Here is a 20,042-nt window from a genome sequence, read left to right as displayed (position 1 = left end):
AAAATCCTTGCTTAGTTTTTAGTTGGATTTACCGAAGAATTTCTTTCAGCCTCACGAGATTTCATGATGGTAAGTTGCGTTTTCGCTTCTTCTACAATAGCAGGATATTGCGAAAAATTATCGACTACACTTTGTAAAATATACGTTGCCTGAAAAGCATCGTCCATTTCAAAAAAGTTTTTCGCCATGATGATAAGTCCCTTTCCTCCTGTTTCTTTATAAGCCGAATAATCTTTAGCTAATTTTTGTGCTGATGCATTCGAAGCTTCGTAATTCTTTTCTTGGTGTTTAAAATAAGCATCGTAATAAAGTGCCTCTGCTCCCAAAGCTCCTGTTGCAATTTTTTGAACTTCGGCGTATGCCTTTTTCGCTTTAGCATCGTCGCCCGTTGCAATTGCAGAACGCGCAATCATGGTGTAAGCATCGCTTTTTATACGGTCGTCTATTTTTGGCGTGTTGAGCACTTTTTCCGCATAAGTAATAGTTTGCGGATAATTTTTAAGCTCGTAACTCGCTTTCATGATATTAGACTGAGCAAACACAATGTTCTGCTGAAAATCGGCTCCTTGCTCCAAGGTTTTTAAAACCGTAATGGCTTTGTTGTAATTTTTATTTTCTAGGTAAATTTCACCCGCTCGCACATAAGCTTCCTCTGAAAACTCGTTTCGTTTTTCAGCTACAATATATTCGTAATGCGGTAAAGCTTTTTGTGTATTTCCTTCTTTTGAATACAATTGCCCTAAATAAAAATGAGCTTTTAGTGCGTTTGCTCCCTGCGGAAATTCATTCAGATAAGCTTCTAAACCTTTTATTGCTGATGAAGTTTTTTGCTGAACATACTGACGCTCTGCCGATTCAAAAGTAGCACTCTCCAATTCAGTTTCAGTAACATTTACAAAATCCAAACCTTTAACCCATGAAGCGTATTCGTTTACACGACCTTCATCCACATACACTTGCTTTGCCGTACTTACCGCTTGAAGTGCTTCTGGCGTATTTGGATATGTTTTTACAACCGCCTGAAACTTGCTTAAAGCTTCTGTATTTTTTCCTGCATTGTAATAAACCAAACCTTCTTTAAGCATCGCTTTTGGCACAAACGAACTCATTCGGTAATTACTAGCCAAACTTCCGTAGGCATTAATTCCTTTTTCTGTTTGCCCATTATTGATGTAAGTATTTCCTAACTCGTAAAAAGCATCATCTCGCAATGGCGAATCTGGAAACTGATTTACAAATGCTTCCAATTCGGTTATTTTCTTTTCATTTCTATCTACAAATCCGTAGCTAATTGCTTTTTGAAAATGTGCATAATCGGCATCGGCTCCTCCCAGTGCAATCGCTTTGTTGTAAGCTTCCATGGCTGGCCAATATTTGCTTTCTGCAAACTGACTATCACCCATTCTTAAATAACTATCTTTTACTCTAGCAACATCATTTGGGTTCGCATCAATAAACTCCTTAAAATACGTAGCCGAATTGCTGTAATCTTTCTGCTTAAAATACGTATAAGCAAGGTTATAATCTAAGTTTTTATACTCTGGCGTTTGTGTTGCCATTGCACTTTGTTCAAATTGTTTAAACCCAACTACAGCTTCGTCGTAATTTTCTAATAGATAATCTACTTCGGCATTCCAAAATATTGCTCTAGCCGTAAAAAGTGGGTCTTGTTGTTCTTTAACCGATTTTTCAAAATACGATTTTGCATCGGTATAATTTCCTTCGTTATACAACTCTAAACCTCTGTAAAAAGCTACTTTCTGGTAGGTTGTTTTAGAACTGTAATTTTTATTAGTTTCTAATAACTTTAAAGCTCCATCATAATTTTTTGAAGTGATGTAAGAATCTACCAAAAGCTCTTGAATTTCTTGGGTATTTTCACTCTTAGGGTAGGTTTCTAAATAATTGGTAAGCACCAAAGGTGTACTTTCATATGGGTTTCCAACTTCGTAGCTCAAGCGTGCATAGTTTAAAGAAGCATCTTTTTTAATTTGCTCATCGTATGGCATTTGCGATGCATTTCTAAAAGCGTTTAAAGCCTGTTGCTTTTTGTCTGTTTTTAGGTAACATTCACCTAAATGATAATATGCATTTTGAGCAACTGAATTATTTCCTTCTACAATTTTATTAAACTGATTGATAGCCAAATCATACTCGCCTTGCTTGTAGTACGCATACCCTAACTGATAAAAATCGGTATTGTTCCATTTCCCGTTTTTTCCTTGGTATTGCTTTAAGTACGGAATCGCAGCTTCGTATTCTTTCTTATTAAAATAACTCTCTCCAATAATTTTATTCAGTTCCGAAAGCTCACTTCTATCGGCTGTTGGCAATTGTTCTTTCCCTAAAGCAATCGCCTTGTCAAAATCGCCAAGCTTAAAATTCATATCTGCTTGGTAATACGATAAGTTTTTACTCAACTCTTGGTCGGCAGAAACTTGCTCGAAATACTGGTTTGCCTCATTGTAATCATCGCCTTCGTAAGCCATGTAACCAATATAATATTTAGCCTGCGAACCATATTTCTCTGATGTAGTTACTTGCTCTAAATATGTTCTTGCTGAAGTGTATTTTTTTGCAACAAAAAGCGAATATCCTTTTTTGAAATTAAACGCTTCACGCTCGGCATTGGTCATTGACTGCTCTTCTGCCATGTCGTACCAACGCAACGCGTTTGGATATTTTGCTTGGTTAAAATAGTAATCGCCCACATCCATGTAAGCAGAATTTCGTTTAGTAGAAGTCGGATAAGTTTCTACAAATTCTTCCATTAAACGGTCGGCTCCCAACTGATTGGTTCGAATAGCAGCATTTGCAATGTAGTAAGCCGAATTTGCCTTGGTTTCTTCATCTTTGGTAGTGCGCTCCACATTTTGAAAAATCACTTGCGCAGCTTGGTATTGCTTTTTTTGATACAAATCTAAAGCCTCATGATAATCTTTTTGATCGTATGTATAAACTTTCGATTCTTGTGCGTAAGACAAAGTGCTTCCCAGCACCATTAACACAGCAAATCCTTTATTGGTTAGCTTCATATAAAGTTGTTTAATCTCTTTTTAAGTTGCATTTTTAATTTTATTCTTCGCTTAATAATTCGCGTTTTACGAGTAAACTCAGCAATAAAATTCAATTCAAAAATACAGGATTGATTGTATAAATAACGTAGTTTTTTTGTTATAATTATACTAAAACGACAAATTCTCTTACATAAAGTTGTTTACCTAAATGAGCTTTAGTTCTCTTCTTTTAAACTGAAAAAACAACAATTATGTTTGTTACATATAACATTCTTTAAAACAAAAAGTTAGGTTGTGTTTTATAAAATAATGTGAATTTGATATAAGTGTCATTTTAAATAAATTTCAACTAAATACATTTCAATTATTTAATTATACTTTCATTTTTGTCTTGACACAAAAACGAAACAAAAAAGTCAAGACTGATTAAAAAAGTATAAGAAAATCTACGGAACCATCCTCCACAGATAAAAAGAACTCGCTTCGCTCAAACAGCTTTTTATCTGGTGCCACTACTGCTTCCTTGATTTTTAAAACTTTTTCAATAGGTCAATTTTATTACAAATTTTATCAATCAAATCTTGAACTCTTGTTAAAGTAAATCGGTTTCCTTCTGAATATTTTGCATGAAGTATTTTTCTACTGAACAAATCTGCTTCAGCTAAAAAAATAAAAAAGAACAGATGAAAATTACTTATTATATTTACCTTTACCTAATGAAGTTTTTCTTCAGAAGAAAATAAAAAATCAGTTTAAACTGATGCAAAACAAAGCTCACCAAGTGAGTACACAAACACCGATATTTTACCTATGAGTGAAGTAATTTTAGAACTAAGAGACGTTGCTATTTACCAAAGAGAAAATTTAGTTTTAAGCGAAATTAATTTAAATATTTCGAAAGGAGAGTTTGTATATTTAATTGGAAAAACGGGAAGCGGAAAGAGTAGTTTTATGAAAACTCTTTACGGAGATTTACCGCTTACGCAAGGCTCTGGGTCTATTGTTGACTACGATTTAAGGACTTTAAAAGAAAAAGATATTCCGTTTTTACGCAGAAAACTCGGTATTGTTTTTCAAGATTTTAAATTACTGCCAGACCGTACTATAAACGACAATTTATTGTTTGTTTTAAAAGCTACTGGATGGACCGATAAAAACGAAATTACTGCTCGAATTGACGAAGTGCTCACCAAGGTTGGAATGGCTACTAAAGGTTTTAAATTTCCGCACCAACTGTCGGGCGGTGAACAACAAAGAATTGCCATTGCTCGTGCACTTTTAAACGATCCCGAACTTATTCTTGCCGATGAGCCTACAGGAAATTTAGACCCACAAACCAGCGTAGAGGTCATGAAGGTTTTACAAGACATCAACAAGAACGGACGTACCATTTTAATGGCCACTCATGATTATGCATTGTTGCTGAAATTCCCTTCTAAAACTTTAAAATGCGACGGAAGCAAAGTGTTTGAAGTGGTACAGAAAAATGTGTAAACACAAACTCAATTTTACTCCTTAATTTCTTCTTTGGATGCATTCTCTTTTCTTATTAATAAATAATAAAAGTTAACACCCAAAATAGCCGCATTGGTAATAATAATTGGTATGGACGGAAGCATAATTCCATAAATAACAAAAAAGAAACACCCTATCGAATTAACAATTCTAAGTCTGCTTATTTCTTTCATAAAAAAGGAAAGCAAAACTCCCAACGAAGCTGCATAACCAATAAGTTCGGTAAGCGAAGTATCAAAATATTCCATAGTATAATTAGATAAAAACTGCTACTTTAAAGATATAGCTTTTCTGTATTACCAATAAATATAACCCAAAAAGCAGATTTATTTTTACAAAAAATTCAAAAATTGCAGAAAAATTATAATAATCTATTATTTTTATACTACAAGAGTTCTTAACAGAAAAAGAAAAACATGGAGATTTTAGGGATAGATATTGGTGCTTCTGGCATGAAGGGAGCTATTGTAGACGTAGAAAAAGGAACCTTATTAACCGAACGTTTTCGAATAGAAACCCCTCGCCCTGCAACACCTGGCGCCATGAGTGCCGTAATTAAAAAAATTGTTCATCATTTTGAATGGAAAGGCCCAGTTGGGTGCGGATTTCCAACAGCTATAAAAAACGGTGTAGCACTTACCGAAAGTAATTTGCACAAAAAATGGATTGGAGTTAATGCCGAAGAATTGTTTGAAACAGAAACTGGACTCCCATTTGTTGTTGCCAACGATGCTGATGTTGCCGGAATTGCCGAAATGAACTTTGGAGCAGGAAAAGGTAAAAACGGACTCGTATTAATTATTACTGTTGGAACTGGTTTAGGCTGCGGAGCATTTTATAACGGCGCATTAATTCCGAATTTCGAACTCGGACAGATGTACTATAAAAAATACAAAAACGTAGAAAACTACGCTGCAAACTCTGTTCGGAAAAACGAAAACATGAGTTTTAAAAAATGGGGTAAACGCTTTAATAAATTTTTAAATTACGTCGACCTTATTCTTTGTCCAGATTTGTTTATTATCGGTGGTGGCGGAAGCAAATACTTTGATGAATTTGAACAGTACTTAGACATGAAAGTTCCTACCATTCAAGCACAAACTTTAAACGAGGCTGGTATTATTGGTGCTGCTTATGCGGCAAAAGAATTGGCTTCGGTGAAATCATAAAGCTAAATACAAGCACAAAAAAAATCGGCTAGGAAATGAATCTTAGCCGATTTTTTATTTTATATACTGAAGGAAATTACCCTACTTGTTTTCCCATTCTTTTACGATCGGTTTCTTTTAAGTAAATCTTACGGATACGCATTGTTTTTGGAGTTACCTCAACATACTCATCTTTTTGGATATACTCTAAAGCTTCTTCTAAAGAGAATTTAATTGCTGGAACAATTTTAGCTTTATCATCTGCTCCAGAAGAACGTACGTTCGAAAGTTTTTTCGTTTTAGTAATATTCACGGTCATATCATCACTACGCGAATTCTCTCCAACTACTTGCCCTTCGTAAATTTCTTCGTTAGGATCAACAAAGAATTTACCTCTATCTTGTAATTTATCAATAGAATAAGGAATTGCTTTTCCGTTTTCCATAGAAATTAAAGACCCGTTATTTCTTCCAGGAATTTCTCCTTTGTATGGTTGATATTCTAAGAAACGGTGGTTCATAATAGCCTCTCCAGCCGTTGCTGTAAGCAATTGATTACGTAACCCTATGATACCTCTAGAAGGAATATTGAACACAATGTTCATACGCTCTCCTTTTGGTTCCATACTTAACATTTCTCCTTTACGAAGTGTTACCATTTCTACCGCTTTCCCTGAAACTTCTTCTGGTAAATCGATTGTTAACTCTTCTATTGGCTCACATTTTTTACCATCAATTTCTTTGATGATAACTTGTGGCTGTCCAATTTGAAGCTCGTAACCTTCACGGCGCATAGTTTCAATTAATACAGAAAGGTGTAATACCCCACGACCAAAAACCAAGAATTTATCGGCACTATCCGTTTCGTTAACTCGAAGTGCTAAATTTTTCTCTAACTCTTTAGTTAAACGGTCTTTAATATGTCGAGAAGTAACAAATTTCCCATCTTTTCCGAAGAAAGGCGAATCGTTAATTGTAAACAACATACTCATGGTAGGCTCATCAATTGCGATAGTTTTAAGTCCTTCTGGATTTTCAAAATCGGCAACAGTATCTCCAATTTCAAACCCTTCTAAACCAACAAGCGCACAGATATCTCCTGTTTGTACTTCGTCAACTTTTATACGTCCAAGACCTTCAAAAACATGAAGTTCTTTAATTTTATTTTTCACAACAGAACCATCGCGTTTTACTAATGAAATATTCTGTCCTGCTTTTAACTCACCTCTAGTTAAACGTCCAATAGCAATACGTCCTGTAAAGCTAGAGAAGTCTAATGATGTAATAAGCATTTGGGTGTTTCCTTCTGGTAATTTAGGCGCTGGAATATGCTCAATTACCATATCTAATAAAGGTTCAATATTTTCAGTTTGATTTTTCCAATCGGTACTCATCCAGTTGTTTTTAGCTGAACCGTAAACTGTTGGAAAATCTAACTGCCACTCCTCTGCTCCTAATTCGAACATTAAATCGAATACCTTTTCATGTACCTCCTCTGGAGTACAGTTTTCTTTATCAACTTTATTTACAACCACACATGGTTTTAAACCTAAATCAATTGCTTTTTGCAGTACAAAACGCGTTTGAGGCATTGGTCCTTCAAAAGCATCTACTAAAAGTAAAACCCCATCGGCCATATTTAAAACACGCTCTACCTCACCACCAAAATCGGCGTGACCAGGAGTATCGATAATATTAATTTTTGTATCCTTGTAAATAACAGATACATTTTTTGAGGTAATAGTAATACCACGTTCACGCTCTAAATCGTTATTATCAAGAATTAAATCTCCTGTATTTTCGTTTTCACGAAATAACTGGCAGTGATACATTATTTTATCAACCAACGTAGTTTTTCCGTGGTCAACGTGTGCAATAATTGCTATGTTTTTAATTGAAGTCATATTATACCCTAGCTTTTAAGGGCGCAAAGGTAATGTATATTTATTACAGATAGCACAAAAAAATAAAAATATTTAATTATTTGATTATTAATTATTTACACGCTGAATTTACAATTTGCCACTTCCTCCTAAATTACAAAGCGTCAGGAAACTACGAATTTCATAAAACTTACAAATGTTTATCGATGATATTTCAGAAATTTGAAAGTGTAAAAGAACTGGTAATCTTCAACTAAATCGAATTAATTAATTGCTAAAACAGTATCTTTGCTATTAAATTTTTAGAAGATGAATTTAAATAACATTCCACAGATAAAACACACCGACAGCGACAATTTCTTTTTATTGGCGGGTCCATGTGCCATTGAAGGCGAAGACATGGCAATGCGAATTGCTGAAAAGGCTGTAGCCATTACCGATAAGTTAGAAATTCCATACATTTTTAAAGGAAGTTTTAAAAAGGCAAACCGTAGCCGTATTGATTCTTTTACAGGTATTGGCGATGAAAAAGCACTTAAAATACTCCGTAAAGTTTCAGAAACTTTCCACGTGCCAACAGTAACCGACATCCACGAAATAAGAGATGCTAACTTGGCCGCTGAGTATGTTGATGTTTTACAAATTCCTGCTTTTTTAGTACGCCAAACCGATTTGGTGGTTGCGGCGGCTAACACAGGAAAAACCATCAATTTAAAAAAGGGACAATTTATGAGTCCTGAGAGCATGAAACATGCGGTGCAAAAAGTTTTAGACTGCGGAAATGAACAAGCCGTTATTACCGACAGAGGAACGATGTTTGGATATCAAGACATGATTGTGGATTTTAGAGGTATTCCTACCATGAAGCAATATGCTCCTGTTGTGCTTGATGTAACGCACTCGTTGCAACAGCCAAACCAAAGTAGCGGAGTTACTGGCGGTCGTCCAGAAATGATTGGCACGATTGCGAAAGCAGGAATTGCCGCTGGTGTAAACGGTTTGTTTATGGAAACACACTTCGACCCAGCTAATGCCAAAAGTGATGGAGCAAATATGTTGCACTTAGATTTACTTGAAAATCTTTTGAGTCAGTTAGTTGCCATCAGAAAAACTATCAACAGTTTTAAATAAATAGTCCTTTTCCTTGAAATAGCGTAAATTTTCTCTTATCTTGTCAGCTCATTTAAAAAATAATTGACATGAGAGAAACAATACACATTATCACAGACCACATTTTAAGGTTTATGCCCAATATTTTAGGAGCCATAGTCGTCCTATTTATAGGATGGCTTATTGCTCGTGGGGCAAAAGCACTTGTTGTAAAGTTGCTTAAAAAAACTTCTTGGGATGAAAAAATCTTAGGAAAAACCGACATCGGGAATACCAACAAATTTATCGGAAATATATTTTACTACGTAATCATGATTATTGTAATTATGGTGGTATTAGAACTCTTGGGAGTTAGCCAAGTGTTAACACCAGTAGAAAGTATGGTAACCGAAATTCTAAGTTTTATTCCAAGTATAATTGCAGCCTTTTTAATTGCTTTTGCGGGATATTTACTTGCCAAATTTGTATCAAATTTAATAAATCTTGGTGGTTCGTTTATCGATAAGTTGGTAGACAAGACAGGATTTAAAGACACAGAAACACTTGTAAACATTGTTCAAAAAGTTGTTTTCATTATCATTTTTGTACCTTTTTTAATTCAAGCTTTTAACGCGCTTAACATAAAATCGATATCAGAACCAGCTAATAATATCTTGATGAAGTTTACCGATTTAATTGGTGAAGTTCTTATTGCTGGTGCTATTTTGGTACTTTTCATTTGGGGAGGAAAATACTTAACCAACCTAATTGAAGACTTATTAAAAAGCATGAAAGTTGATAGTTTATCAGAAAAAATTCAGCTTCAAAAAATAATTGGAGAAAAACAGTCGCTTGCAAAAATTGTTTCGAATGTATTTTACTTCTTTATTGTTTTCTTCGGAATTATAACCGCAGTAGAAATATTACAATTAGACCAACTTACCTATATCTTAAATGATATCTTAACGCTTACAGGACAAATCATATTTGGATTGGTAATTCTTGCTATCGGAAATTACATTTCGTTGCTTATTTACAACATGATCTCGAAATCTAACAACAATACTTTTATTGCAGGAATTGTAAGAGCGGCTTCTTTAGCGTTGTTTATTGCTATTGCGTTAAGAACCATGGGAATTGCAAACGAAATTGTAGAAATTGCTTTTACTTTTATTATGGGTGCATTGGCAGTAACGATTGCTTTAAGTTATGGTCTTGGCGGACGTGAAGCTGCAGGAGAACACTTTAAAGAAATTCTTCAGAAAATGAAAACCAAAACTCCTAGTAAAAAAGAAAATGAGTTATAAACTTACCCTAAACTTCTTAGGAGTTTTATGGTAAAACCTTTTAAATGCCGCACTAAAATGTGTGGCATTTTTGTATCCTATCTGTTCGGCAATTTCATAAATTGGCATTTGACTTGTAACCAATAAATTTGCAGCCTTATTCATTTTTTCTTGGGTATAAAACTCATTGATAGAACTCCCCGAAATACGTTTAAACTCCTTTTTAAAAATATATTCATTGAGCGCAAGCATTCGAGACATCTCTTTAATCGAATAGTTTTTATCGAGGTTTTCAAGCATTAATTGTTTGGCTGCGTATACTTTCTTTAGAATTTTATCTTGACTTGCATTTACCTTTTCAGCAACACCTTCTTTATACAATTGCATTTGTAATGCCAATAACTCCAATACTTTTGCTTCTGCTACCAATCGTAATTCTTGTAGGTTTAAAACTTCAAATTGAAAACTCATCAATACTGATAAAATCTCATTGGTAATAGGCTGAACAATATCTTCATCAGCAAAAGATTTAAACATGGAAGCATCTGCAATTCCCTTTTGTTTCAGGAACGAATACGGTAGCCTGATAGTAACTTGCCTTAAAGGCTTCCCTCCTGTAAACCTAATATATCCTTTAAAGTTTGCTATTTTACTAGCATAGCACTCTTGACTTTCATTTAAAATATCAGAATTACCACGAAGAGAAATAATCTTTTCTCCGTCGAGTAAAAAAGACATCAGTAGCACATTTTCATCAAATTCATCATAAAAAACTAAATCGCGTTCCAACTCAAAATTAGAAACCTGAACTGAAACTTCTTCAAACTCAATTAGCGAGATAGTACCTTTTCCGTAGGAGTTAATTAATTGATAGGTAGATAAACTAAGCGCCTCATTTTTTGACGTATGGATACAAGTTGCGATAAAAGTTTCGAAGTTTTTATTCGTCTTTGAAAGATTTATCAAGTCACAGTTTATAAAATCGCGTCTTTTTTTTTCCATATCGCGTCATTATTGATACTTATCCTTTTCTAAATTTGCACCCTATTTAATTTAGACCAAATTTAAATAATAATTGATTCTATGAAAAATATAATTACAATACTATTCTTAACGGTTACGTCATTTGTATTTGCTCAACAAGGGCATTTAAAGGGCCAGGTAATTTCCGATAGCGGTGAGGCTATTCCTGGTGCAAATGTAATTTTAACAGGTACAAATATCGGAATAAATACTGATGATTCTGGTTTTTTCAATATTGAAAACATTCCAGCAAAACGATACAAAATCAAAGTATCGTATATCGGATTTAAAACAACTACAAAAGACATTCGTGTTTTTGACAATCAAACTACCGATTTAGGTGCTATTGTTATTGTTGAAAAAAGTGAAGAGCTTGGAGAAGTTGTATTAGAAGGACACAAAAAAAATAAGTTCTATAAAACTGAAAGTACTGTAGTTTCTAAACTTCCTTTAAAAGATATTGAAAACCCACAAGTGTACAACACAGTTTCTAGCCAATTGCTAGAAGAGCAAGTTGTTACCAACTTTGAAGATGCACTTAAAAATGCACCTGGAATTTATAAGTTATGGGAATCTACAGGTCGTGGAGGTGACGGAGCTGGTTACTACTCGCTTAGAGGTTTTGCTGTACAGCCTACCATGATGAATGGTTTACCAAGTTTAACAAACGGAACTTTAGACCCTGCAAATATTGAAAATGTAGAAATTATAAAAGGCCCATCTGGAACTTTATACGGAAGTAGTTTAATTTCTTACGGAGGATTAATCAACGTAAACACAAAACGTCCTTATTTTGATGATTTCGGCGGAAATATTTCATACACTGGTGGAAGCTACGGTTTAAACCGAGTTACTGCAGATGTAAATGCATTATTAAACGACGAAAAAAATGTAGCGCTTCGAATTAATGCTGCATACCACACGCAAAACAGTTTTCAAGATGCTGGATTTAAAAAATCATTGTACGTAGCGCCTTCATTGGCTTACAAAGCTAGCGATCGTTTGTCTTTCTTTATTAATACTGAATTTTACAGCGGAGAAAATACCAACCAAACCATGTTATTTTTAGATAGAGGTTCTGAACTTCGTGTACATAACATTGATGAGTTAGGGTACGACAACAACCGTTCGTACACAAGTAACGATTTAAGCATCAAAAACCCAACTTTTAGTTTACAGGGAGAGATGCGTTATAAGTTAAGTGATACTTGGACATCGCAAACTGCTGTTTCTTCTTCGAGTGCAAAATCAGAAGGATATTATTCTTATCTATATGAAATTACAAACACTGTAGATCAGGTTTCTCCTATTAACGACGGAATCATCTTAGCGCGTTACACAAGTAATCAAAATTCAGAAAAAACAGGTGTTGATATCCAACAAAACTTTATTGGAGAATTCAATTTAGGAAACTTCAAAAACAAAATGGTTGCTGGATTGGATTATTACAATCAACGCATCATTAATAACAGTACTGGTTATGCAAACCAAGGTTTTGTGTATATCGGAACAAACAACGAAGAGTTTGCTACGGTAGCTCCTGCGTTACACCAACAATTTGGAACTCCAATGAATGCAAACTTTGTTGACGACACAGGGATTTTAACACAAGCGGGAGCAGATGCGAGTATTGCAACTTTAGGAAATCCTGGAGCTCAATACAGCGAAACTAAACAAGAAATTTACAGTGCTTATGTTTCTGATGTAATTTATTTCTTACCAGAATTATCAGCAATGGCGAGTTTAAGACTTGATCATTTCTCGAATGATGCTCACGAGCAAACAGCACTTTCTCCAAAATTCGGTTTAATTTACCAACCAATCTTAGACAAGGTTTCTATTTTTGCTAACTACATGAATGGTTTTAGCAACGTAGCTCCTAGAATTGTTCAAGATGGAGAAACAACTACAACCTTAAGTTTTGATCCTGAAAAAGCAAATCAGTTTGAGTTTGGAACAAAGTTAAGTCTGTTTGAAAACAAACTTGCAGCAACGTTAAGCTACTACGATATTAAAGTAAGTAACATTGTTTTAAGTACTGGACCAACTACTTACACGCAAGGTGGAGAACAATACAGTAAAGGTTTTGAAACTAGTATTACTGCAAACCCAGTTGAAGGATTAAACATTATTGCTGGTTATAGCTATAACGATAGTAAAGTAACCGAAGGTGCTGAAGATTTCGTAAACAAACGTCCAGAACAAGCAGGACCACAAAACTTGGCAAACCTTTGGGCAAGCTACCATTTTTATAACGGAACCTTAAAAGGATTCGGACTAGGATTTGGAGGAAACTATGCTGGAGACAACAAAATTTTCAACAGAAACTTAGCAGGTACTTTTACAATACCAGAATACACAGTTTTAAATACATCATTATTTTACGAAGTTAAAGACTTCAGCATCACTTTAAAACTAAACAATTTGGCTAATGAAGAGTATTACACAGGATGGTCTACAGTGAGTCCACAATCTCCAAGAACATTCTCTGCAAACTTTACTTATCATTTTTAATATCATATATCAGTATAAAACCTAAAATCATTCAAATGAAAAAACTCATCACATTTATAGCATTCCTTTTAATAAGTGCTCCAACTTTTGCACATTACCTTTGGATTGAAACAAATACCAACGGAGAAGTAGGAAAGCAACAAGAAGTTAAAGTTCATTTTGGAGAATATACTTACGGAGTTATTGAAGAAGTAAATGGAGACGCTTTTAAAAACGTAAACAAATTTACACTTTGGTTGGTTTCTCCTTCAGGTGAAAAAACGCCGTTGGAAACTTCAGCAAAAGAAAATTATTACGCTGCTGCGTTTACTCCAAAAGAAAAAGGAACTTACACAATTCTTTTAAACAACAACGAAATTGATGTAATTGATTATACACAATACGATTTCGGAATTTTCAAAACGCATTACCACGCAGTTGCCAATGTAAATGTTGGAAACAAAACCAATGATACTGCAACGCAAAATGCCGAAGGAATTACTGTAAAAAGAATTAGCAATAACGGAGAAGAAGTAAAACTTCAAGTTTTATACAAAGACGCTCCTTTAGCTAAAAACGAAGTGCAAGTGTATGTAGCAGACCAATGGTCTAAAACATTACACACCGATGAAGAAGGATATATTTCTTTTAAAAAGCCTTGGGAAACTAAGTATATTTTAGAGACCACTTATAAAGAAGAAGTTCCTGGAACATACAACGGAGAAGATTATCAATTTGTTTGGCATTGCGTTACGTATTGCATGCCTAAATAAATACAATTTCAATTTACAAATACAACTCTGACTCACCTCAGAGTTGTATTCGTTTAAAGCTATTTCAATATAAAAGAGTCATGATTAGTTTCGTAATTTTATTAGTTTTCTTTGGGTTTTATGCTTTCTACAGCACTTCTAAACGAGCTGTTTTAAACAACTCAAAAATAGATTTGTGGTTACAACAAAAATATTCGCCTTTAAAATTAACAGGCTTACTACTGCTTATCATTTCTTTAGGAATAACTATTTTAGTAAAGGGTTTTGGCGCTGGAACTTTGTTGTGGATTGTAATTTTAATGACGGTAGGAAGTCTAGTTGTTTTAATAACACCTTTAAGAACCATTCATTTTAAAACACTTTTCGTACTTTTTATTTTTAGTGTTTTAGTAGAATTATTTATCATTTAACCAATGCCAGCAAACAAAAAATATTTAACAACATCACCTTGGCAACGTTTTGCCAAAATATCGGCTGGATTTCTTGGCGGGTATTTTGTTACCGTAACTTTTCATCTAGCATTGGCTGCTTGGTTTGACCGTGTAAATATTATGATTTCTTCAACTTTTACAGGATTTATCATTTGGGCAACTTTACTTATCGTTACTTTTCTTGCAAAAAACGGTTGGAAAATGTGGGGTGTTTACCTCCTACTCACTGCCCTTTTCTACGGAATTGTACAACTAGGAAAAATGTATCACCCTATTATTTAATTTGAAAAATGAACATCCGCTCTTACAATATATTTTTCCATCTCCATACCGTTAGCGGCATCATTATTAGTGCGGCTTTATTTGTTATTTTCTTTGCGGGTTCTTTTTCATTTTTTAGAGATGAAATTGCAAATTGGCAAAAAAACGAATCGGTTTCGGCTATTGAAACTGGAGTGACTACCAATTTTGATACGGTTATTGATTCGCTTCAAAAAAACTATTCGCTCTACGGAAGAGATATCGAAATTGCAAAACATTACAACGAAAGAAGATTAGATATTAACCTATCGGCAACCAAAGATACGCTTGCAAAAGAAGAAGATAAAGCAGGTACTTTTTTCTATCTCGACACAAAAACTTTTAAAAATTTCACTTACGAACAATCGTATACTTTAGGCGAATTTTTATATCGCTTGCACTTTTTTGCACAAATACAATATCCGTTTGGGTATTACCTTTCTGGGTTTGTGGCTTTCTTTTTCTTATTTGCAATCATTACCGGAGTACTTATTCATTGGGATAAAATTGTTTCTAATTTTTATGTTTTTCGTCCGAAGGCAAAATTAAAAACCATTTGGACCGACGCTCATACTGCACTTGGAGTAATCGGGCTACCATTTCAGTTTATCTATGCAGTTACCGGAACTTTTTTTATGCTGAGTTTACTCATGGCAGCACCTAGCGTTGCACTCTTATACGACGGAGACCAACAGAAACTTTACGAAGATTTAGAATATTTTGATAAGCCAGTTACATTATTGCAACAGCCGCTTTCGGATGTTCCTTCCGTAGAAAAATATATAACCGCTACAAAACAACAGTGGGAAGGTTTTAACGTATCGCATGTGCATCTTTATAATTTTGGTGATGAAAGCATGCAGATTGCTGTTGAAGGCGAACTGGACAGAAGTGAAAAATTCACAGGAAATGGTAAGATTATCTACCAAGCAACCGACGGAAAAATAGTATATCAAAAAAATCCGTTTACAGATATTTCCTACCTAGATGTTGTAAAAAACCTGATGTACCGACTTCATTATGGCGATTACAGCGGATTTTCCCTACGAGTTATTAGTTTTATTTTAGGACTCATTTCTTGCTTTGTTATTATATCGGGTGTTTTAATTTGGTTGGTTGCAAGAGACAAGAAAAACATTCCGCTAAAAAAACGAAAATTCAATGCAGCACTAGTAAACATTTACCTCGGTATTTGTTTAACCATGTACCCAATTACGGCAGCATCATTTATAGCGGTTAAGCTTGTCAACCCTGCTTCGCAAGCCTTTATCTACCAGTTTTATTTTATAGGGTGGTTGCTTTTGGCAATTGCATTCACCTTAAAAAAGAACTTGTATTTCACCAACAAATACACCTTACTTTTAGGGAGTATTATTGGGTTTTTAGTACCTATTGCAAACGGATTAGCTTCTGGAAATTGGTTTTGGTTAACTTATAAAAACGAAAACTTTCAGTTGTTTTTTATCGATGTTTTCTGGATTATTTTGGCCACAAGTACATTGCTCATCACTTTTAAAATCAAAAGAAAACCAGCTTAAATGAATTAAGAATTTTCTGAATATTAAAAACTTAAAAGCGTTCTTTTATATTTTAGTATTTTAGCAGAAATAAACTATTTTAGCAAAAAATTTAATCTTTTATGAAAAAAATCATCCTACCTATTTTAGCTTTTGCACTTGTTGTTGCATGTGGTACTACTACAGATATTACTGCATCTTGGGCTAACAAAGAAGCTTTTGCTACAAAAAAATACAAGAGTGTTTTTATTGCAGCAATTACAGGAAATGTACCGAATAAAACTATTCTTGAAAATGAATTAGGATTTCAATTACAACAAAGAGGAATTGGAGTAACTAAAAGTCACGATGCCTTCCCTGGAACTTTTACTAAAGACAACAAACCATCAAAAGAAACTTTATTAGAAGGAATTAAAAAAGCAGGAAGCGAATCTATTTTAACTGTTACATTACGTCAGCAAGACGAGGAAACTCGCTATGTACAAGGAACTAACACCTACGCAATGTACAACCCAGTTGGATACGGTTACTACGGAAATTTCTACGGATACTACAACAATGTTTACGGTTTTGGATATGATCCAGGATATTACACTACCGATAAAGTGTACTATATCGAAACAAACATTTATGATGCGCAAAGCGAAGAATTAATCTGGTCTGCGCAATCTAAAACTTACAATCCAAACAACATTGAAGACTTTACAAAAGGGTATACTGATGCCGTAATTAAAAAGCTTCAAGAAGATGGAATTTTAGCTAAGCTTAAATAACATTTTTCTGTTTAGCAACCTTATAAAAAAACGGTTATCGTAATTATTTACAATAACCGTTTTTAACATTTAAAAATATCCCCTATATTTAACTTGCAATAGTAAGTTTTACCTACTCCCCTCAACCAACATTTTCGGTAGTTTTAGTACTGAAAAACCACTCCCCCTCCTATTAAATACAAATTAGATAATTTAATTTATAATTATATGAATCAGAATAAACTGTTTCTATTTAGGCTCATGGCCATTTTTGCTATTTTATTAAGTTCCCAAAGTTTTGCACAAACTTCAGACACATTAGCGCTCGATAACGGAGATATTATTGTGGGAGAAATTAAAGAAATGAAAAACGGAGTGCTTTCCATAGAAACAGATTATAGCGATAGCGACTTCACCATTAAATGGATAAAAGTTAAAAAAATAAGCAGTAGCCAATATTATTTGGTAACCCTTAGTAATGGTGTTCGATTAAATACCGATTTACGTACAAAAGCAAAAGATACTGGCGTTGTAGATTTATCAAGTTTAAACGAAAAGGTAACCGTAAATATTAGCGATATTGTTTACATTAAAGCAATAAAAACTAGTTTTTTCTCTAGGCTGAGTGCTTCCCTATCGGTAGGATATAACTTTACAAAAAGCAATAATTTGAGTCAGTTTACGGTTCGAAGTACCTTAGGCTATATTGCTGATAAATGGGGAGCTTCAGGAAGTTTTAACTCCGTAAGAAGCAAACAAGATAGTGTGGCCGAAACCAACCGTACCGATGCAAATATTGGTGCAAAATACTTTTTGAAAAACGATTGGTTTATGTCGCTTTCGGGAGATTTCCTTTCGAACGACGAACAAAAACTTGACCTTCGTACCACTATTAAAGGTGGTCTCGGGAAATACATTATTCATTCCAACAGAGTTTATTTTGGTACAGGAGCTGGTTTGGCATGGAACAACGAGCGTTTCTCTGATGAAGACAACACACACCGAAACAGTTTGGAGGCCTATTTAGGGTTGGAATTAAATATGTTTGATTTTGATGACATCAGTCTGTATTCAAACTTTACAGCTTATCCGAGTTTAACAGAATCTGGCAGGGTCAGAACCGACTTTTCACTCGATTTAAAATACGACCTTCCGTACGATTTCTTTTTAAAAGTTGGTTTCACACATAACTTCGATAGTAAGCCTATTGCCGATGCTGCCAAAGTCGATTATATTTTTCAAACCACCTTCGGATGGGAACTATAAAATTGGTTTTATAACAACATAATTTCACAACCATGAAAAAAGTATTCTCTTTACAATTAAAAAAAACAATCACAATTTCGTCATTGTTTTTAATGTTTACAGCATTTGTAAATGCACAAGAAACAGAAGAAAGTATCTATTCTGAAGAAGTTTCTTTTTCTGAAGAAGGCGAAGAAGAAGAATTTAAACGCAACAAACTTGCACTCTTTTTAGGCTATAGTTGGATTCCGCAAGGAGAAAACGAAACCACTGGAGAAAACGAAGTTTTATTTGTACCATCACTAGGGTTTTCATACGAATATTGGTTTTCAGAAAAATGGGGTATCGGAACTTATAACGACATCGAAATTGTAAAATATAAAGTCGAAAAAGAAGAAGAAAACTCAGAATTAGAAAGAGAAAATGCCTTTTCGCTTGCAGTTGGTGCTGTTTACGAAATCATCCCGAAGTGGACTGCAATTGTAGGTGGTGGTGTGGATATCGATAAAAATGAAACACTTCCTATTTTGCATTTAGCATCTGAGTATGTCATTCTAGAAAAAAACGAAACCGAACTTTCTGTAAGCTTATCGTACAACTATAAAAAATACTACGATACGTTTTCTATTGGTTTTGTTTACGGCTTCAAATTTTAAAATTCAATAAATATAGAAAGTCCCCCCAACACAAAAGTTTAATCTTTAAAAACCAAAAACATGTTAAGAACTCTTGTTAAAAACTGGTGGGCATTGGCCTTAAAAGGACTAATTTTAGTCATTTTTGCAATCTTTATTTTTATGAACCCTGTAATCTCAGCAGCAGGTTTAGCAATCTGGTTTGCTGCCTTAATGCTCGTTGACGGAATTTTCACCATCATTGCTGCTTTTGCAAGTTGGAAAGAAAGAGAAGACAAATGGCTTATTTTAATGGAGGGGATAATTAGTTTTTTCCTCGGAATTATATTACTAAACACTCCTGGAATTACATTGTTAGTTATTGGATTTACCGTAGCCTTTTGGTTTATCTTCGGAGGAATAAGTCGTATTGCAATGGGAATTCAAGTTCGAAAAGAAATTGAAGGCGAAGGATGGATTATATTTGGAGGAGCGCTTGCTGTTATTTTCGGATTTATAATTTTTGCATCTCCCCTTATTGGTATCAGTTACTTAATGTGGATTATTGCTTTTGCTGCGCTTTTTGGCGGAATTGTAATGATTATTATTGCCTTTAAATTGAGAAAAGGAGATAAGTGGATTGAAAACAAAATAGACGATTTAAAAGAAGACTTTCAAGAAGTTAAAGAAAAACTAAACGATTAGTTTTAGGTTTATATCTTTCACAAAAAAAGCGCATAACATTCTAACTGTTATGCGCTTTTTTACAACCTAACCAATTAATAAACCCTTATAACCTTATGGTGTAATAATCTTCTTTTTCATAGCGATTTTTCCCACCTAATTTTAAGACAAGATAATAAATGTTTAATAAATAACTATTCATGTTAAACAAAATATTGTGTTAAATTATTGTTAGTAACAAAACACGCTGTCAACTTGTCATTTTAATTCAAT

The 20,042-nt window shown here is 34.1% G+C and carries 17 protein-coding genes; 13 read left to right on the top strand and 4 right to left on the bottom strand.

Annotated features, from left to right (window positions below):
* Nucleotides 1-11 precede the first annotated feature (11 nt).
* Nucleotides 12-3,035, bottom strand: coding sequence for a tetratricopeptide repeat protein (locus tag JMA43_RS08025; RefSeq protein ID WP_342155980.1), 3,024 nt, complete (start codon nt 3,033-3,035; stop codon nt 12-14).
* A gap of 792 nt (nt 3,036-3,827) precedes the next feature.
* On the opposite strand from JMA43_RS08025, the gene JMA43_RS08020 reads away from it, so the two are divergent.
* Nucleotides 3,828-4,511 (top strand): cell division ATP-binding protein FtsE, encoded by a 684-nt coding sequence (locus tag JMA43_RS08020; protein ID WP_342155979.1) that lies wholly within the window; start codon nt 3,828-3,830, stop codon nt 4,509-4,511.
* Between the two features lie 14 nt (nt 4,512-4,525).
* On the opposite strand, the gene JMA43_RS08015 is transcribed toward JMA43_RS08020, so the two are convergent.
* Entirely contained in the window at nt 4,526-4,780 is a 255-nt protein-coding gene (locus JMA43_RS08015; protein ID WP_342155978.1) for a YgjV family protein, read from the bottom strand.
* 168 nt (nt 4,781-4,948) lie between these two features.
* On the opposite strand from JMA43_RS08015, the gene ppgK reads away from it, so the two are divergent.
* On the top strand, nt 4,949-5,701 hold the full coding sequence (gene ppgK / locus JMA43_RS08010) for a polyphosphate--glucose phosphotransferase (protein ID WP_342155977.1): 753 nt from the start codon (nt 4,949-4,951) through the stop codon (nt 5,699-5,701).
* A gap of 76 nt (nt 5,702-5,777) precedes the next feature.
* On the opposite strand, the gene typA is transcribed toward ppgK, so the two are convergent.
* The gene (gene typA, locus JMA43_RS08005; RefSeq protein WP_342155976.1) at nt 5,778-7,583 is read right to left on the bottom strand and encodes a translational GTPase TypA; all 1,806 of its coding nucleotides are present in this window, start codon (nt 7,581-7,583) and stop codon (nt 5,778-5,780) included.
* 288 nt (nt 7,584-7,871) lie between these two features.
* On the opposite strand from typA, the gene kdsA reads away from it, so the two are divergent.
* Both kdsA and JMA43_RS07995 read left to right on the top strand, forming a co-directional pair.
* Nucleotides 7,872-8,693, top strand: coding sequence for a 3-deoxy-8-phosphooctulonate synthase (gene kdsA, locus JMA43_RS08000; RefSeq protein ID WP_342155975.1), 822 nt, complete (start codon nt 7,872-7,874; stop codon nt 8,691-8,693).
* A 68-nt stretch (nt 8,694-8,761) separates the two neighbouring features.
* Nucleotides 8,762-9,958 carry a mechanosensitive ion channel gene (locus tag JMA43_RS07995; RefSeq protein WP_342155974.1) on the top strand — a complete coding sequence of 399 codons (1,197 nt, stop codon included), beginning with the start codon at nt 8,762-8,764 and terminating at the stop codon, nt 9,956-9,958.
* Here JMA43_RS07995 and JMA43_RS07990 read toward each other — a convergent pair.
* Complete coding sequence (locus JMA43_RS07990) at nt 9,953-10,939, bottom strand: helix-turn-helix domain-containing protein (protein ID WP_342155973.1); 987 nt, start codon at nt 10,937-10,939, stop codon at nt 9,953-9,955. The two genes, JMA43_RS07995 and JMA43_RS07990, sit on opposite strands and share 6 nt — an antisense overlap.
* A gap of 81 nt (nt 10,940-11,020) precedes the next feature.
* Between JMA43_RS07990 and JMA43_RS07985 the strand changes: the two genes are divergently transcribed.
* From JMA43_RS07985 to JMA43_RS07945, 9 genes are all read left to right on the top strand, one after another.
* Nucleotides 11,021-13,474 carry a TonB-dependent receptor gene (locus JMA43_RS07985; protein ID WP_342155972.1) on the top strand — a complete coding sequence of 818 codons (2,454 nt, stop codon included), beginning with the start codon at nt 11,021-11,023 and terminating at the stop codon, nt 13,472-13,474.
* Nucleotides 13,475-13,509: 35 nt separating this feature from the next.
* Nucleotides 13,510-14,226, top strand: a complete 717-nt coding sequence (locus JMA43_RS07980; protein ID WP_342155971.1) for a DUF4198 domain-containing protein — start codon at nt 13,510-13,512, stop codon at nt 14,224-14,226.
* Nucleotides 14,227-14,306: 80 nt separating this feature from the next.
* Nucleotides 14,307-14,636 carry a DUF3325 family protein gene (locus JMA43_RS07975; protein WP_342155970.1) on the top strand — a complete coding sequence of 110 codons (330 nt, stop codon included), beginning with the start codon at nt 14,307-14,309 and terminating at the stop codon, nt 14,634-14,636.
* 3 nt (nt 14,637-14,639) lie between these two features.
* Nucleotides 14,640-14,939 (top strand): hypothetical protein, encoded by a 300-nt coding sequence (locus tag JMA43_RS07970; protein WP_342155969.1) that lies wholly within the window; start codon nt 14,640-14,642, stop codon nt 14,937-14,939.
* Between the two features lie 8 nt (nt 14,940-14,947).
* Nucleotides 14,948-16,495, top strand: a complete 1,548-nt coding sequence (locus tag JMA43_RS07965; RefSeq protein ID WP_342155968.1) for a PepSY-associated TM helix domain-containing protein — start codon at nt 14,948-14,950, stop codon at nt 16,493-16,495.
* Between the two features lie 101 nt (nt 16,496-16,596).
* Entirely contained in the window at nt 16,597-17,247 is a 651-nt protein-coding gene (locus tag JMA43_RS07960; RefSeq protein WP_342155967.1) for a hypothetical protein, read from the top strand.
* A gap of 207 nt (nt 17,248-17,454) precedes the next feature.
* Nucleotides 17,455-18,492, top strand: a complete 1,038-nt coding sequence (locus tag JMA43_RS07955; RefSeq protein ID WP_342155966.1) for a DUF481 domain-containing protein — start codon at nt 17,455-17,457, stop codon at nt 18,490-18,492.
* Between the two features lie 32 nt (nt 18,493-18,524).
* Nucleotides 18,525-19,127 carry a hypothetical protein gene (locus JMA43_RS07950; protein WP_342155965.1) on the top strand — a complete coding sequence of 201 codons (603 nt, stop codon included), beginning with the start codon at nt 18,525-18,527 and terminating at the stop codon, nt 19,125-19,127.
* Between the two features lie 60 nt (nt 19,128-19,187).
* Complete coding sequence (locus tag JMA43_RS07945) at nt 19,188-19,790, top strand: HdeD family acid-resistance protein (protein ID WP_342155964.1); 603 nt, start codon at nt 19,188-19,190, stop codon at nt 19,788-19,790.
* Nucleotides 19,791-20,042: the final 252 nt, after the last annotated feature.

The sequence above is a fragment of the Joostella sp. CR20 genome (assembly GCF_038433465.1).
GTDB lineage: Bacteria > Bacteroidota > Bacteroidia > Flavobacteriales > Flavobacteriaceae > Galbibacter.
The sequence above is the reverse complement of the archived record's forward strand: the minus strand, read 5'-3'. Positions and strand labels throughout refer to the sequence as shown.